At 71.9% G+C, this 16,459-nt stretch carries 14 protein-coding genes; 13 read left to right on the plus strand and 1 reads right to left on the minus strand.

The genetic code is table 11. From position 1 onward, the window contains the following. Window positions 1-2 precede the first annotated feature (2 nt). The 12 genes from ABD126_RS20010 (at window position 3) to ABD126_RS20065 (ending at window position 13,205) form a co-directional block, all read left to right on the plus strand. Window positions 3-2,858, plus strand: coding sequence for an AfsR/SARP family transcriptional regulator (locus tag ABD126_RS20010; protein WP_343935376.1), 2,856 nt, complete (start codon window positions 3-5; stop codon window positions 2,856-2,858). Between the two features lie 244 nt (window positions 2,859-3,102). After that, on the plus strand, window positions 3,103-4,878 hold the full coding sequence (locus ABD126_RS20015; protein ID WP_343935377.1) for a type VII secretion-associated protein: 1,776 nt from the start codon (window positions 3,103-3,105) through the stop codon (window positions 4,876-4,878). Between the two features lie 11 nt (window positions 4,879-4,889). Next, the gene (locus ABD126_RS20020; RefSeq protein WP_343935378.1) at window positions 4,890-5,315 is read left to right on the plus strand and encodes a hypothetical protein; all 426 of its coding nucleotides are present in this window, start codon (window positions 4,890-4,892) and stop codon (window positions 5,313-5,315) included. 151 nt (window positions 5,316-5,466) lie between these two features. Next, a complete protein-coding gene (locus tag ABD126_RS20025; RefSeq protein ID WP_343935379.1) occupies window positions 5,467-5,784 on the plus strand; it encodes a WXG100 family type VII secretion target in 318 nt (105 codons plus the stop codon). Window positions 5,785-5,863: 79 nt separating this feature from the next. Continuing rightward, window positions 5,864-6,151 carry a WXG100 family type VII secretion target gene (locus tag ABD126_RS20030; RefSeq protein WP_343935380.1) on the plus strand — a complete coding sequence of 96 codons (288 nt, stop codon included), beginning with the start codon at window positions 5,864-5,866 and terminating at the stop codon, window positions 6,149-6,151. Between the two features lie 284 nt (window positions 6,152-6,435). Then, window positions 6,436-6,879, plus strand: coding sequence for a 50S ribosomal protein L13 (rplM, locus tag ABD126_RS20035; RefSeq protein WP_343935381.1), 444 nt, complete (start codon window positions 6,436-6,438; stop codon window positions 6,877-6,879). Between the two features lie 26 nt (window positions 6,880-6,905). Next, a complete protein-coding gene (gene rpsI / locus ABD126_RS20040; protein WP_343935382.1) occupies window positions 6,906-7,436 on the plus strand; it encodes a 30S ribosomal protein S9 in 531 nt (176 codons plus the stop codon). A gap of 117 nt (window positions 7,437-7,553) precedes the next feature. Then, window positions 7,554-8,888 carry a phosphoglucosamine mutase gene (glmM, locus tag ABD126_RS20045; protein WP_343935501.1) on the plus strand — a complete coding sequence of 445 codons (1,335 nt, stop codon included), beginning with the start codon at window positions 7,554-7,556 and terminating at the stop codon, window positions 8,886-8,888. Window positions 8,889-8,910: 22 nt separating this feature from the next. Then, on the plus strand, window positions 8,911-9,309 hold the full coding sequence (locus tag ABD126_RS20050) for a hypothetical protein (protein WP_343935383.1): 399 nt from the start codon (window positions 8,911-8,913) through the stop codon (window positions 9,307-9,309). Window positions 9,310-9,478: 169 nt separating this feature from the next. After that, entirely contained in the window at window positions 9,479-9,781 is a 303-nt protein-coding gene (locus ABD126_RS20055; protein ID WP_309115137.1) for a hypothetical protein, read from the plus strand. Beyond that, window positions 9,781-12,732 (plus strand): WXG100 family type VII secretion target, encoded by a 2,952-nt coding sequence (locus ABD126_RS20060; RefSeq protein ID WP_343935384.1) that lies wholly within the window; start codon window positions 9,781-9,783, stop codon window positions 12,730-12,732. Before ABD126_RS20055 ends, ABD126_RS20060 begins: the two co-directional genes overlap by 1 nt. Continuing rightward, the gene (locus ABD126_RS20065) at window positions 12,729-13,205 is read left to right on the plus strand and encodes a hypothetical protein (RefSeq protein WP_343935385.1); all 477 of its coding nucleotides are present in this window, start codon (window positions 12,729-12,731) and stop codon (window positions 13,203-13,205) included. The genes ABD126_RS20060 and ABD126_RS20065 overlap by 4 nt, the downstream gene beginning before the upstream one ends. Before the next feature lie 416 nt (window positions 13,206-13,621). On the opposite strand, the gene ABD126_RS20070 is transcribed toward ABD126_RS20065, so the two are convergent. After that, a complete protein-coding gene (locus ABD126_RS20070; protein ID WP_343935386.1) occupies window positions 13,622-14,437 on the minus strand; it encodes a dienelactone hydrolase family protein in 816 nt (271 codons plus the stop codon). Window positions 14,438-14,571: 134 nt separating this feature from the next. Here ABD126_RS20070 and glmS point away from each other — a divergent pair, with 134 nt between their 5' ends. After that, window positions 14,572-16,434 (plus strand): glutamine--fructose-6-phosphate transaminase (isomerizing), encoded by a 1,863-nt coding sequence (glmS, locus tag ABD126_RS20075; protein WP_343935387.1) that lies wholly within the window; start codon window positions 14,572-14,574, stop codon window positions 16,432-16,434. Window positions 16,435-16,459 lie beyond the last annotated feature (25 nt).

The following is a 16,459-nucleotide window of genomic DNA, read 5'->3' on the forward strand; positions in this document are numbered from 1 at the left end:
TGATGACCACGGAGTTCAAGGTCTTGGGCCCGTTGGAGGTCTGGCACGACGGCGTCCAGGTGCCGTTGCCCAGCGGTCGGGCGAAGGCCCTGCTGGCCGCGTTGCTGTTGCGGGACAACGAGGTCCTGTCGGCGGACGCCCTGGTCGACCGGGTGTGGGACGGCGCGCCGCCGAACCCGTCCCGTGCCCGGGCGACGCTGCACATGACCGTGACGCGGCTGCGCCAAGCCCTCGGTCCGGCCAACGTCGTCCACACCACCGGCGGCGGCTACCGGGCGGTCGTCCCCGGCGGTGCCCTGGACCTGCACCGGTTCCGCTCCCACGTCGCCGGCGGGCGGTTCGCGGAAGCGTTGGAGCTGTGGCGCGGTGAACCGCTGGCGGACGTGCGGTCCGACGCTCTCCGCCCGGCCGTGGACGCGCTCGAAGAGGAGCGCCTGGTCGCGTTGGAGCGGCGGGTCGACGCGGATCTGGAGGCGGGGAAGTCGGCGGAGCTGGTGGCCGAGCTGCGGACGCTCGTGGCGCGTCACCCGTTGCGGGAACGGTTCTGGGGTCAGCTGATGCTCGCCCTGTACCGCTCGGGTCGTCAGGCCGACGCGCTGGCGACCTACCGCACGGTGGCCAAGCTCCTGAGCGACGAGCTGGGCGTCGCGCCGGGGGAGGGACTCCGCGACGTCCACCGGACCGTCCTGTCCGGAGAGGGCGCGGCCGTCCCGGCTGTTCCCGGGTGGCCGACACCGCGTCAGCTCCCGCCGGTCACAGCGGACTTCGTGGGCCGGGACGACGTCCACCGCGCGGTGGAGCGGGCACTGGCTCCCGGCATCCCGCTGCGCGCCGTCCCGATCGCTGTGGTCGCCGGCCCGCCGGGATCGGGCAAGAGCGCGCTGACCGTCCGGATCGCCCACGCCTTGAGCGACCGGTTCCCGGACGGCCAGTTGTTCGTCAACCTCGGTGACGGCACGCCCGAGCCCCGCGACCCGGCGGAGCTCCTGGTCGAGCTGCTGGCGGCGGTCGGCGTGCCCATGACGTCCGTTCCCGACGACGTCCGCGCCCGCGCGGCGGCGTTCCGGTCCCGGCTGGCGGACAAGGCGGTGCTGCTCGTCCTCGACGGTGCGGCCGACGCGGAGCAGGTGCGCCACCTGCTGCCGGGCAGCCCGTCCTGCGCGGTGCTGATCAGCAGCCGGCACCTGCTGACCGGCCTGGAGGGCGTCACCACGTTGCGCCTGCGCCCCCTCGACGCCGACGACGGCCTCGACCTCCTGACCCGCATGACCGGCTCGGACCGCGTGGCGGCCGACCCGGACGCGGCCCGGCGGATCGTGGCGGCGACCGGCGGTCTGCCGCTGGCCCTGCGCATCGTGGGCGCCCGGCTGGCGACCCGCCCCAACCTGCCCCTGCGCGCGCTGGCCGCCCGCCTGTCCGACGAGCACCGCAGGCTCGACGAGCTCGCCACCGCCGACATGGAGGTTCGCGCGTCGTTCGAGCTGAGCTACGCGGCGCTGGACGACGGGGTGGCGACCGCCTTCCGCCGGCTCGGCTTCCTCGGCGCTCTCGACTTCGCTTCCTGGGTGGTGTCGGTCCTCACCGGCGGCGACGGCGACCGCCTGGTCGAACGCCTCCTGGAGGCGAACCTCCTGGAGGAGGTGGGCGTGGACGCGACCGGCGAACCCCGTTACCGCCTGCACGACCTGCTGGCGTCCTACGCGACGGAACTGGTCTCGACCGAGGACGACGTCCACCTGCGGCACTGCCTGGACGCCCTCCTGCGGCTCGCCGACGCCGCGCAGGCCGGCGTGCCCTTGGGCATCGACACCACGCCACTTGAGCGGCTGCACGTGGACGTGCCGGAACTGAGCGACTCGGCCGTCGCGCGGTTGACCAGCCGGCCGGAGGCGTGGCTGGTGGCGGAACACCGGCAGCTCACCCGTGCGGTCGAAGCGTGTGCCGCGCGCGGCTGGGTCAAGCCGGCCCTGCACCTGCTGGAACTCGTCGGCCACCTCGACACCGGGGCGGTGGTGCCGATCGAGCGAATGGCCCACCTCAGTGCGTTGATCAGGAACAGCGCCCGGGAAGCGGGTGATCCCGCGCTCAGGTGGCGCGCCGAGTACTACCGCCTGGCACACGTCGCCCGGGCGAGCATGAGCGAGGAGGTGGTCGCGCAGCACCGGGCGTGCGCCGAAGGGCTGGAGGCCAGTGGCGACCACGTGTACCTCGCCGCCCACCTCGCCTCTTGGGCGTACTACCAGTCCATCCTCGACGACGAGCCGGCCGTCCACCTGGCCGAGCGCGCCGTCGCGGTCGCGCGGGAGTCCGGGCCGGTGACGATGTACCTCTCCGCGCTGCGTGAACACGCGTCGATGCTCGCCTGGGCCGGCCGCATGGACGAGGCGCGGCCCCTGTTCGACGAGGCCGTGGCGCTGGCCCGGGGCATCAGCCGGCCCGTCGAAGCGGCCGTCCAGCACCGGGTCTCCGTGTACGCGCTGCGCCACGGCGACCTCGACCGCGCCACCGCCGCCTCGCAGCGGTCCCTGGAACTGATCGAAGAGGCAGGAGACCTGCGAGGTCTGGCCTACGTGCTCAGCCACGCGTCCCGCGTCCGGTCCGCGTCCGGCGACCACGACACGGCGGTCACCTTCGCCGAGCGGGCGTACCGGATCTTCGCCGAGCTGTCCGAGGGCCTGGGTTCGGCGATCGCCGCCGCCAACCTCGCGGACAGCTACCTGGCGGCCGGCCGCGCCGCGGCCGCCGAACGGCTCCTGACCGAAGCGATCCCGGCGCACCGGGGCATGGGAGCGACCGAGGCGCTCGAACGCATGGCGGCGACCCTGGATCGGGCGAGGGAAATGCTCGAACCGTCCTGAGGGCCGTGGCACAGACGTTCGCGCGTCGGCCGTCCCGGTGGGCCCATTGCTGGACGACTACGGCTTCGGCGGGAGGACCTGGTCGTCGTGGTCACCAGCAGGCACCCGTTGGGGAGCCTCGTTGCCACGGACGGTGCCCATCCGGTCGCGCTTGGCGCAAGGGGTGCGGAGATGACCGATTGGAGCGCTCGATCCTGATATGCATGTGCGTGCACGCCGACCCCGGCGGACGAGGGGATGACCGATGAGCCTGCGCGTGGCGGTGGACTTCGGCACGTCCAGCACCTGCGTGGCGATCTCGGTCGACAACCGGGAGCCGCAGGTCGTGGTGGTGGACGGCCAGCCGATCGTGCCCTCCGCCGTGTTCGCCGCCGCGGACGGGACGCTGTTCGTCGGGCAGGAGGCGGAGCGGCAGGCGGCCGTGGACCCCGCCCGGTACGAGCCCCATCCCAAGCGCCGGGTCGATGAGGGCGAGCTGCTGCTCGGAACGTCGGTCCTGCCTGTCGTGGACGTCGTGCGGGCCGTGTTGACGCGGGCGGTGGGTGAAGCTCGGCACGTGGCCGGTGGCGCGCGGGTCGACCTTCTCGTGCTGACCCACCCCGCCGACTGGGGCGCGATCCGGACTCGGGTGCTGTTGCGGGCTGCGCGGGGGTTGGGCCAGGAGGTTCGGCTGGTGCCCGAGCCGGTCGCGGCGGCGGTGTTCCACTCGGCCACCCACGCGATCGCCGACGGTGCGGCCCTGGCGGTGCTCGACCTCGGTGGCGGCACGGTGGACGCCAGCGTGGTGGCGCGGTCCGGTGGGGCGTTCCGGGTGCTGGCCACCAAGGGTGATCCGAGCTTCGGCGGCGCGGACATCGACCAGGCGTTGTTGGAGCACATCGGGACGTTGGTCGGGCCGGGGGACCCGGAGGCCTGGCGGCAGCTCGTCGAGGGTCGGGAGATGGCCGACCGGCGCAAGCGGCGGGTGCTGCGGCAGGACGTTCGGGGTGCCAAGGAGACGTTGTCGCGGCACTCCTACACCGATGTGCCGATGCCGCCGCCGTTTCCCGACGCCCATGTGACGCGGGCCGACCTTGAGCGGTTGATCGACGGGCCGTTGCAGCGGGCCGCCGCCTTGGTGACATCGGTCGTGCGGGACGCGGGGCTGGACCCGCGTGGGCTCGCCGGGGTGTTCCTGGTCGGCGGGTCCAGTCGGATCCCGCTGGTCGCGCGGCTGGTGTTGGAGCAGTCCGGGGTGGTGCCCACGAGCATCGACCAGCCGGAGACGGTGGTGGCGCGGGGTGCGTTGCGCGCGGTCAGCACCGACCCGCTGCGGACCGGTGCGCTGCCCAGCCAGGGCGATGTCACGCAGAAGATCACGGGCGACGACTCGACGCGGAAGATCACCCGGCGGATCACGGCGTCGCCGCCCGGGGGGTTCCCGCGGCCCGCGTACTTCCCTCCGGCTCCGCCGGTGCGGAAGAAGAGCCGGGTGCCGCTGGTGGTGGCGGGGGCGGTGCTGCTGGTGGCCGTGATCGGGGCGTCCGTGGCCTACGCGTTGACGCGGAAAGACAACACCGGCACACCCACCACGACCTCGCCCAGCGCTCAGGGCAAGTTGATCGCCCAGTACGACTACACCTTCACCGCCCCGGTCGGCTGGACCCAGACCGGTGGGGACCCGAAGCGGCGCGAAGTGCTGCTCAAGCCGGAGTCGCCGGAGTCCCCGCTGGACGTGATCGCCGTCAACGAGCAGAAGCTCACCTACAACGCCACCGACGACCGGTCCCGTGCCGAGCGGGAGTTGCGGGAGGGGTACGACAAGCGGCAGAACGTGTCCGGTTTCGACGCTTCCGCCGACTTCGCGGGCAAGGATGTCGTTTACTACCGGGAAGAGGCGGAGACCTTCACGGTCGACTGGTACGTGGTGCTCCGGGGTGACGCCCAGGTGAGCGTCGGGTGCCAGTTCCCGGCTTCCGGCGAGGAGCGGGTCCGCCCGGCGTGCGAGCAGGTGGTCCGCACGCTGACCGTGACCAGTTAGAGGGAAGTGTGATGACCGGCATCCCGGAGGCGTTCGCCAGGTTCCGCTCCGATGTCGAGGCGGCGGTGACGAGAGGGCGTCGGGCGGCGGCGGCTGCCGGTGCGTCGAACGCCGCCCAGCGGAACCGGAACCGCGAGCTGGCCGACCAGGCGCGGGCCAAGCAGGTCACGCCGGAGGGCCGGCGACCGACCTCCGAGGACGTGCGCCGGGTGGCCACCGGGTTCCGGGAGGACCGCGGGCTGCCCGTCGAGCGGCTGCCGTCCGGGGCCGAACTCCTCGCGCCGGCCGAAGAATCGCAGAAGCGAACGGACGCGAATGCAAATCCGGTGCCGTCACCCCCGGTGTCCGGTTCCCGCGCCGTCGCCGGTCCGGGTGGCCAGTTGCCCCCCGAAAGGGGCGATGACGAGGACTTTTCGCAAGCGCGAATCCTCTACTGAGGGCCGGTTCCCCCGGTTTGCGTTTACTAGCGCAACTACTTCCGGGGAAGTCGCGACAGGGCGGAACCGACCGTGGCAGGGTCTGCGTCGGAAGGGACGTACCAGGCAAGAACGGGTACGACCGGATCTTCGATGAAGGGGGTTTCTCCCAATGGCTGGTTACGGTACCGGGACCGAGGAACTCGTCGGCGCCGCGAAGGACATCGTGAGCACCGACGAGAGCGTGCAGGGCATCCTGAACCAGGTCCGCAACACCGTCGACACCGTCGGCGCGAGCTGGAAGGGTTCCGCCGCCACGGCGTTCAACACCCTCATGCAGCGCTTCGACGAGGACGCCCGCAAGCTGCAGGAGGCGCTCCGCGCGATCGCCGAGCAGATGGCCGGCACCGCCGAGATCTACCAGCGCCAGGAAGAGGAGCAGAACCAGTCGATGAGCAGCCTGACCAGCCGCCTCGCCGGCGGGTTCTGATCCGCTCCGACTGCGTCAGCAGTTCTTCGCTTTCTGTTTCCGCTTCGCTCGGCACAATTGACTTTTGGTTAGGGGAGAAATGAACGACCGCATTGAAGTCAGCTTCGGCGAGCTCGCGAACGCCGCTTCGTCGATCGGCTCGCAGGCCAGCCAGGTCCAGCAGCAGCTCGACGACCTGAAGCAGCGCCTCGCCCCCGTGATCGCGCAGTGGGACGGTGGCGCGTCCGAGTCCTACCAGGCCGCGCAGGCGCAGTGGGACAACTCCGCCGCCGACCTGCAGTCGGTGCTGGCGTCCATCGGTGTCGCCGTGCAGCAGGCCACCGAGGCGTACGAGGCCGCGGAGCGCACCAACCAGAACCGCTGGTGACCTCCGTCACCTCCGTGTGACTCCGCGAGACCCCCGGGCTCTTCGAAGGCCCGGGGGTCTCGTCCTGTTGGCGCCGCCAGGCGGTGCCGGCATGCTGTTCAGAGCCGGTTGGCGGGGGTCGTTTTGACCCGGACGTGGGCCTACCGGTATCTTCCTACGTTGTTGTGCGGTACCCGGTGCGCTTCCGCGTGCCTCGTGTTCTGGTCCACCTGCCCGTCTGGGGTGTCTGGAGCCTGAGCAGCCGCCGCAATGACCCCAGACGCAAGTGACGACGAGGTAGACCCGTGCGCACGTACAGCCCGAAGCCCGGCGAGGTGACCCGAGCCTGGCACGTGATCGACGCCCAGGACGTGGTGCTCGGCCGGCTCGCCACCCAGGCCGCGACGCTGCTGCGCGGCAAGCACAAGCCGACTTACGCCCCTCACGTTGACACCGGTGACTTCGTCATCATCATCAACGCGGACAAGGTGGCGCTGACCGGCAAGAAGCGTGACCAGGAGTTCGTGTACCGGCACTCCGGCCACCCGGGCGGTCTTCGCCAGAGGTCGTTCGGCGAGGTGCTCGACACCCGGGCCGACCGGCTGGTCGAGAAGGCCATCAAGGGCATGCTGCCCAAGAACCGCCTCGGCCGTGTGATCGCCGGCAAGCTCAAGGTCTACACGGGCCCGACCCACCCGCACGCGGCGCAGCAGCCGCAGCCGTTCGAGATCAAGAAGGTCGCCCAGTGACCGAGCCGTACTCCGAGGAAAACGACGTGACCACCCCTGAGGTCGAGACCGAGGCCGTCGAGGCGGACACCGCCGTCGACGCCGTCGAGTCCGATGTCGACGGTGCCCAGGACGAGGCCGCCGAGCCCGCCCCCGCGCCCGTCGTGCGCCCCGTGCTCAGCGCCGGCGCCCACCACCTCGCGCAGACCGTCGGCCGCCGCAAGGAGGCCATCGTCCGCGTGCGCCTGCTGCCCGGCACCGGCAAGTTCACCCTGAACGGGAAGTCGCTGGAGACCTACTTCCCGAACAAGGTGCACCAGCAGCTCATCCGCGAGCCCCTGGTGACCACGGAGAAGCCGGAGACCTTCGACGTCATCGCCAACCTCAGCGGCGGCGGCATCACCGGTCAGGCCGGCGCGCTGCGCCTCGCGATCGCCCGCGCGCTCGTCGCCGTGGACTCCGAGGACCGCCCGGTGCTGAAGAAGGCCGGCTTCCTCACCCGTGACCCGCGGGTCAAGGAGCGGAAGAAGTACGGCCTGAAGAAGGCCCGCAAGGCGCCTCAGTACAGCAAGCGCTGACCTCGCGGTCGGCACCAGAGCACTACCTGCGGGAGCAGTCAGTTCTTCGTCGAACTGCTGCTCCCGCAGTGCTTTCCACCCGAAGTTGTGTGGTTCATCACGGAGGTCATGGCGATCATGGGTCGGCTGTTCGGCACTGACGGTGTGCGTGGTCTGGCGAACGCCGACCTGACCCCGGAACTGGCGCTGTCGCTGGCCGCCGCCGCCGCGCGGGTGCTCGCCGAACACGACCGCTCCCACCGCCCGGTCGCCGTCGTCGGCCGCGACCCGCGGGCCAGCGGCGAGATGCTGGAGGCCGCCGTGGTGGCGGGGCTCACGTCGGCGGGCGCGGACGTGCTGCGGGCGGGCGTGCTGCCCACCCCGGCGGTCGCGCACCTGGTGGCCGCGCTGGGCGCGGACGTCGGCGTGATGATCTCCGCCTCGCACAACCCGATGCCCGACAACGGCATCAAGCTGTTCGCGGCGGGCGGGCACAAGCTGCCCGACTCCGTCGAGGACGAGATCGAGCAGAAGCTGGGCGCGCTGGACCACCGCCCGACCGGCGCGGGCATCGGCCGCGTCCGGGACGTCGAGGACGCCGAGGGCCAGTACGTGCAGCACCTGCTGAAGGTGACGCCGCACCGGCTGGACGGCCTCAAGGTCGTCGTGGACGGCGCGAACGGCGCCGCGTCCGTGGCCGCGCCGGACGCCTACCGCCGCGCGGGCGCCGAGGTCGTGGAGATCCACACCGCCCCGGACGGCCTGAACATCAACGACGGCTGCGGCTCCACCCACCTGGAGCAGATCCGCAAGGCCGTCCGCGAGCACGGCGCGGACCTGGGCGTCGCGCACGACGGCGACGCCGACCGCTGCCTGGCCGTGGACGCCGACGGCAACGAGGTCGACGGCGACCAGATCATGGCGGTCCTCGCGATCGCGATGAAGGAGTCCGGCGAGCTGACCGACGACACCCTGGTCGCCACCGTGATGAGCAACCTGGGCCTGCACCTGGCGATGCGGGAGCACGGCATCACGCTGCGCACCGCCGCCGTGGGCGACCGGTACGTGCTGGAGGAGCTGCGGGCCGGCGGGTACGCGCTGGGCGGCGAGCAGTCCGGGCACGTCGTGCTGCCCGCGCACGCCACCACCGGCGACGGCCTGCTCACCGCGCTGCGGCTGATGGCGCGCATGGCGGAGACCGGCAAGCCGCTGGCCGAGCTGGCGGGCGTGATGAAGCGGCTGCCGCAGGTGCTGGTCAACGTCGTGGTCGCGGACAAGGCGCGGGTGGCGAAGGACACGGCGGTCGGCGAGGCCGTGGCGGCCGTCGAGGCGGAGCTGGGCGACACCGGCCGGGTGCTGCTGCGCCCGTCCGGGACGGAGCAGCTCGTCCGGGTGATGGTCGAGGCCCCCACCCACGAACTGGCGGAGTCGGCGGCGCAGCGCCTGGCGGGTGTGGTTTCCTCGGTGGGCTGATCCACGAGTCCCGGGGGCACCCATGGTGATCGACCTGCTCATCCTCCTCGTCCTGGCCGGGGTGGTGGTCGTGGTCGTCCTGATCGTCAAATCGACCAAGAAGAACCGGCAGAACAACCCCTACGGCCGGCCGGGTCCTCACGGGCCCCAGCAGCCGTACGGGCAGCAGCCGCCTTTCGGGCACCCCGGTCAGCAGCAGCCGTACGGCCCGCCCGGCCAGTTCGGCCCGCCGCCCGGTCAGCAGCCGCCCCACGGCCAGCCGGGCCAGGTCCAGCACGGCCAGGTCCAGCACGGCCAGGTCCAGCCGGGGCAGCAACCGCCGTTCGGCCAACCGGGGCAGGCCGGTCCGTACGGGCAGCCGCCGCAGGGTCCGCCGCCCGGACACCTCCCGCCGCCCGGACCGGGTCAGCCGCCCCGGTAGGCACGAGCGCGTGCCGCCGGCGTTTACACCTGCAAGGAACGCGTCCGAACAGGCGTCGGACGGCCTCGCGGGCTGCCACGATGGGAACCGGGCGCCGAAGCGTCGCGTCGTAACGGACGAGTTCGGTAGAGGGTCGTGGCCGTCGCGCCACGGAGGGGAGTGAAGCGCCGTGGCCGGTTACGGCACCAGTACCGAGGCCATGCAAAAGGCCTCGAAGGCTATTTCCGACACCGCTAAGGACACGGCGGAAGAGCTCCAGAAGGTCGGCCAGACCGAAACGGTCGACGCCGATTTCGGCGAAGCGCACAAGCAGCACTTCGCGAAGTACAAGTCGGGCGTCGAGAACTTCGGCAAGGGCATCACCAACATGTCGACGACGCTCGGTTCCTTCGCGGGCAAGATCGCCGCCGGCGCCTCGACCTACGGTGACGTCGAGTCCCAGAACGCGGGCAACGTGGGGAGCAAGTACTGATGGCCGAGCCGGGCTGGAACGAGGTCAAGGCCCTCCTCGACGACCCCAACGTCTCCGAGGACAAGAAGAAGGCGCTGCTGCGCGAGTACACCAACTCGACCGCGCCCTGGAACATCCCCGACGAGGCCGAGAAGTACCAGGACCGCTACGACTACGACAGCTGGGACGTCAGCCTCTACAACCGCGCGACCAGCGACCTCGAAGGCGTCTACAACGAGGCCAAGGCCGAGTCCGACACCAAGAGCTACAACAGCCGCGAGCAGACCAAGGCCGTCAACGAGGGCCAGAAGTCGTTGGACGGCAAGCAGCCGCCGACGGCGTCCGGCGCGGGCACGAAGAACTCGAACGAGCTGTTCGACGCGGGCAAGGCGGGCCTGAAGGTCTTCGAGAAGTTCATGCCGATCTGGAACAACCGGCCCGGCGACTGCCTCGGCAACACGACCAACCTGGACTACGCGAACCACATCGAGAAGCCGTACAACGAGCAGCGGAACATCAACTTCCACAAGCTGCTCATGGAGGCCGACGAGTTCAGCACGGCCAAGACCAAGGTCGACGAGATGCGCACGGACGTGGACGCGCAGCTCAAGGGCCTGTACGGCGAGTGGAAGGGCGCGGCGGCCGACAAGTCGCACGAGCACTACAGCGACCAGATCGTCCCCAAGATCAACGAGCTGGGCGAGGGACTGGACGGCGCGGCCAAGCTGACCCGGTCCGCGGTGACCGGTGTTTTCCAGCTGTGCAAGAGCAAGGCCGACGAAGTCCTGGAGATGTACCGGGAGCAGATCGCGCAGGCGGACACGTACATGGCCGAGAAGGTCGTGTCGTTCTCCCGCGGCGAGGGCGACTACTCCAAGGACCGCGTGCTGGAGATCGCCGGCTGGGTCGACTCGAAGATGGGCAGCAACATCGCGGACCGCATCAACAGCGATGACTGCTACCTGAACGACGAGAACAAAGAATACGCGATCAACCAGTGCAAGCGGTGGATCCAGCAGTCGTTCAACACCGAGTTCTGGGGCCTCTACACGCAGTTCAAGAACCTGTGTGAGACCACGAAGTCCTCTGTGGACCAGAAGTGGGAGACCCTGGCCTCCTACATGTCGGGCTTCGAGAACCCGTTCCCGGCCGCGTCCGGCGGCGACGACAAGGGCGGCAACGACGGGAACGGGAACGGCAACGGGAACGGCAAGGGCACCCCGCCCGGCGGTGGCGGCGGCACCCCGCCCGGTGGCGGCGGTGGCGGCACGCCCGGCGGTGGCGGCGGCATGCCGGAGATGCCGAAGCCGGAGAACCCGCTGGACAAGGACGGCGACGGCAAGCCCGACGACGTCAAGCTGCCCGGCGACACCGACGGCGACGGCAAGATCGACGACCTCGACGGGGACGGCAAGCCGGACGACCTGAACGGCGACGGCAAGCCCGACGGCCTCAAGGGCGAGGAAGAGCCCGAGACCGTCACCATCAAGAGCGGCGACAACGAGATCAAGATCACGGAGCCGGACGAGCGCGGCCACGTGCAGATCACCGTCGACACGCCGACCAGCGAGCCGAAGACCTACGACGTCGACTTCAGCAACAACCCCGACGCCCTGAAGGCCCTGACCGGCCAGAACGGCGCGGCGGCACTGGCGGGCGCGCTGGCCGGCGCGACCCCGGTGTCCGGCACGCCCGGTGCTCCGGCCGGCGGTCCCACCGCCGGCGGTCCGACGGGTGGTCCGGCCGTGGGCGCGACGGCGGGTGGCGCCGAGGGTGGCGCGATCCCGATCGAGGCCGGCGCCGACGGCAAGGCGCTCATCGAGCTGGACGGCCTGGCGATCACCGCCGAGGTGGACCCGCTGACCGGCGAGATCAACCTGACCGTGGACAACGGCGACGGCACGCCCGAGGAGTACGGCGTCGAGTTCGGCGAGGACAAGGCCGACGACGGCAAGGCGGGCATCCCGACCATCGACGACGCGGTGCCGATGCCCGCCGAGGTGCCGCCGGGCCAGCCGGACGTGCGCGCGATGCCGTTCGAGGGCGGCGCGGAGACGTTGATCGGCCAGGAGACCGGCGTGGGTGTGGCCGGGGGCGCGGTCGGCGAGCCGTTGATCGCTTCGCCGGAGACCGGGTTCGGTGCCGGCGGCGGGTTCAGCGGTGGGCCCACGGCACCGGACCCCGGGTTCGGGCCGGGTGGCGGGGCGGAGCCGTTGATCGGCCGGCCGGAGCCCGCGGTCGAGTTCGTGGACCCGGCCGGCGTCGCGCCCGACCCCGGCTTCTCGGCTCCCGGCACCCCTGCCGGTGGCTTCACGACGATGCCCGCGGCCGACCCCGGGTTCTCGGCACCCGGCACGCCGGCCGGCGGTTTCACCACGATGCCGGCCGCCGACCCCGGGTTCGCGCCCGGTCAGGGCGGTTTCGCCCCCGGCGGCGGTGGCGGCGGCGGCTTCGGGCCCGGCTTCGGCGGGGACTTCGGCCAGGGTGGTGGCGGTGGTTTCAGTGGTGGCGGGCCGCAGTTCGCGCACCACGAGCAGACGTTCACCGCGCCCGACAACAGCGGCACGACCACGACGTCCGGCGCGTCGGTGTTCGGTGGCGGCGGGTCGGCCGGGTTCGGCGGTGCGGACTCCGTGTGGGGCGCGCCGGCGTCGGACAACACGTGGAGCAGCCCGTCCGGCAGTGCGGACCAGGGCCTGGCGTCCACCATGAACACGTCCGAGGCGGGTCAGCCGGGTGCGGCGACGCTGCCGTCCATGACCGAGTCGCACGGCCAGTCGTCCGGGTCGCCGATGGGTGGCGGCATGATGGGCGGCGGGATGCCGATGGGTGGCGGCATGGCGGGCGGCGGTCAGCAGGGCGGTGGCGACACCGAGCGCAGCCCCGGCCAGTGGCGCACCACCGGCTCGCTGTTCGACGACGACGTGAACCTCAGCCGCGTGCAGGGCGTGCTGGGTGAGGAGGGTCGATGAGCGCTTCTGCCGAGCGCCTCGCCGCGGCGATGAGCCGCATGGACCAGATCGACCGGGAGGCCGCCGACCGTCGCGAGCTGCGCGAACGGCACGCCCGGGAGGCGCGCGACAAGGCGGGTGACGCCTTCTCCAAGCAGGCGCAGATCGCGGAGAAGACGATCGAGCGCATCCAGGAGGCCGGCAAGGCCCAGAAGGCCGCCGGCGGCTGGGGCACGACCGCGGCGACGCAGAAGAAGGGCGGCGAGTTCCAGTTCGGCACGGAGGACGACGAGCCGACCTACGAGGCGCAGCAACAGCCCGGCTACGGCTGGTCGTCCGGCCAACCGACCCCGGCCGCCGCACCTCTCCCGCCCCCGGTCACGCCGCCACCCGCCCCGACGCCACCGCCGCCCGCTCCGGCTCGGCCCGCGGCTCGACGGCCGGCTCCGGTCGACGACGATGACGATTTCGGCGGCCAGAGCTGGCTGACGTGAACTGGGACGGCCCCCGCCTCGCTGAGGTGGGGGCCGTTTCGCGTTGGTCGTTGGTCGTTGCTCGTGCCTGGTTCGGGACCCGTGTCGACGGGGGCGTTTGGCGGGGCGGTGCCGGCCGCCGCAGGCGGGCAGTGCCTGCCGCCGCAGGCGGGTGCAGTTGGGGCTTGTGCCGGGTGGCCTGGGAGGGGGCGGGCGGGTGGACACCCACCGGCAGCAAAGCCATCAGCCTTGCCGAGCCAAGCCCGCGGCCATCACCCCTGCCGAGCCCGCCGCCACAAGCCGAACCCAGCCCGCCGCCGGCCCCGCCACTCCGCGCCCCGCGCGGCTCAAAGCCTGCCCGGGCGCGGCCTCCGGCCCCCGCTTCCATCATCCCAGCGGGTACCGACAATTCGGTGCGATCTTCGGCGAAGGAGCGCTCAGCGCAACGTCAACGCGGCCCGCTGAAAACCCAGCGGCGCGCCCTTGACGTCCTCCTCCAGCAAGACGTCCCACTTCTTCTCGCCCTTGAGCGCCCGCAGCAGGAACGCCGTCAGCAGCGCCCGCGCCAGTCGTTGCGCGGCCCGCTCGCCCTTGCCGTCCAGCAGCAGTTCGCTCCAGTGCCGGCCCTCGGCGAAACCGAGGTGGCTGGTCTTCGGCAGCACCCGGTACTGCACCGGGCCCGTCCACGCCTGCGCGATCGCCTCCGCGTGCCCGACCGGCGGCGCGATGCGGTCCTCGCCCGCTGCCAGGTGCAGTCCCGGCACGGTCACCCGGCGGGCCGCGTCCAGTGCCGACGGGCGGACCTCCGACGCCGCCAGGGTCACCACCGCGCGCACCCGTGGGTCGTCGGCGGCGGCCAATACCGCCGCTCCGCCACCCATCGAGTGACCCGCCACGGCCAGGCGTTCCGGGTCCACGCTGATGCCGCCCTCGCCCAACCGGACACCGGTGCACACGTCCAGCGTGGTGCGCAGGTTCCCCGCCAACAGCCTCGACGACATCAGCGGACCGCGCTGCGTGCCGGGGGCCGCCGCGACGATGCCCCACGACGCCAGGTGCCGCAGCAGCGCCCGGTACCTCGTGACCGGTTGGAGCCAGCCGTGGCCGAACGCGACGGCGGGGAGGCCCAGGCCGGACGCGGGGGTGTAGACGAGGCCGGGGAGGCCCACCAGGGCGAGGTCGCCGCGCAGCACGGGGTGCTCGCCGGGCCTGCCGAGCTGGTCGAGCACCTGCTTCGCCGAGTAGCCGCTCACCGCGTGAACGGTAGTCGATCGCGCCGAACCCGCGCACGCCCCGATTGGTCTACACCAATAAAGCCACCGACCAGCGCAAACGCCAGGAAGTGGCCCGTTCGGGTGACAACCCTGGTCTGGTTACGCTGTGCGGCGTGTGCGGAATCGTGGGATACGTGGGCCACCGGCCGGCGCTGGACGTCGTCCTCGACGGGCTGCGGCGGCTGGAGTACCGGGGCTACGACTCGGCGGGCGTCGCCGTGCTGGACGGCGCCGGCGGGCTGGCCGTCGAGCGCAAGGCCGGGCGGCTGAGCAACCTGGAGGAGCGGCTCGACGAGGTGGGCCGCGAGGCCTTCGCGGGCACCGCCGGCATGGGCCACACGCGGTGGGCCACGCACGGCGCGCCGATCGACCGCAACTCCCACCCGCACCGCGACGTGACCGGCCGGGTCGCCGTGGTGCACAACGGGATCATCGAGAACTTCGCCGCCCTGCGCGCCGAGCTGGAAGCGCGCGGCGTCGAGATGGCCAGCGACACCGACACCGAGACCACCGCCCACCTGATCGCCATCGCCTACACCGAGGGCGACACGGCGGGCGACCTCGCGGGCAGCGTGCGCGCCGTGGTCCGCCGCCTGGAGGGCGCGTTCACCCTCGTGGTGACGCACGCCGACCAGCCGGACACCGTCGTCGCCGCCCGCCGCTCCTCGCCGCTGGTGGTCGGCGTGGGCGAGGGGGAGACGTTCGTCGCCTCCGACGTGTCCGCGTTCATCGAGCACACCCGCGAGGCCGTCGAGCTGGGCCAGGACCAGGTCGTCGTGATCACCCGCGAGGGCTACGAGGTCACCGACTTCGTCGGGGAGGCCGCCGAGGCCAAGCCGTTCACGGTCAACTGGGACCTGTCCGCCGCCGAGAAGGGCGGCCACGAGTACTTCATGCTCAAGGAGATCGAGGAGCAGCCGGACGCGCTGGCCAACACCCTGCGCGGCCACTTCGTCGGCGGCCGGATCGTCCTGGACGAGCAGCGCCTGTCCGACCAGGACCTCCGCGACGTGGACAAGGTGTTCGTCGTGGCCTGCGGCTCGGCCTACCACTCGGGCCTGGTCGCCAAGTACGCCATCGAGCACTGGACCCGCCTGCCCGTCGAGGTCGAGCTGGCCTCCGAGTTCCGCTACCGCGACCCGGTGCTGGACCGCGACACCCTGGTCGTCGCCGTGTCCCAGTCCGGTGAGACGGCCGACACGCTGGAGGCCGTGCGGCACGCCCGCGCCCAGAAGGCCCGCGTGCTGGCGGTGTGCAACACCAACGGCGCGCAGATCCCGCGCGAGTCCGACGCCGTGCTCTACACGCACGCCGGCCCGGAGATCGGCGTCGCGTCCACCAAGGCGTTCCTCGCCCAGATCGCCGCGAACTACCTGGTCGGCCTGGCGCTGGCGCAGGCGCGCGGCACCAAGTACCCCGACGAGGTCGCCCGCGAGTTCCACGAGCTGGAGGCCATGCCGAAGGCCGTGCAGCAGGTGCTGGGCACGGTCGAGCAGGTCCGCGCGCTGGGCCGCGAGCTGGCCGACTCCAAGGCCGTGCTGTTCCTGGGCCGCCACGTCGGCTACCCGGTGGCGCTGGAAGGCGCGTTGAAGCTCAAGGAACTGGCGTACATGCACGCCGAGGGCTTCGCCGCGGGCGAGCTGAAGCACGGCCCGATCGCGCTGATCGAGGAGGGCCTGCCGGTCGTCGTGGTGATGCCGTCGCCCAAGGGCCGGGCGGTGCTGCACTCGAAGCTGGTGTCCAACATCAGCGAGATCCAGGCGCGGGGCGCGCGGACCATCGTGATCGCCGAGGAGGGCGACGAGACGGTCCGGCCGTTCGCCGACCACCTGATCGAGGTGCCCGCGGTGTCCACGCTGCTCCAGCCGCTGGTCTCGACCGTGCCGTTGCAGGTCCTGGCCGCGGAGATCGCGCGCAGCCGGGGCTACGACGTGGACAAGCCGCGCAACCTGGCCAAGTCCGTCACCGTCGAGTAGGCCCCCGCCCGCGCGCCTAGGCTCT

This window comes from Saccharothrix mutabilis subsp. mutabilis (assembly GCF_039521145.1).
Taxonomy (GTDB): Bacteria; Actinomycetota; Actinomycetes; order Mycobacteriales; family Pseudonocardiaceae; genus Actinosynnema; species Actinosynnema mutabilis.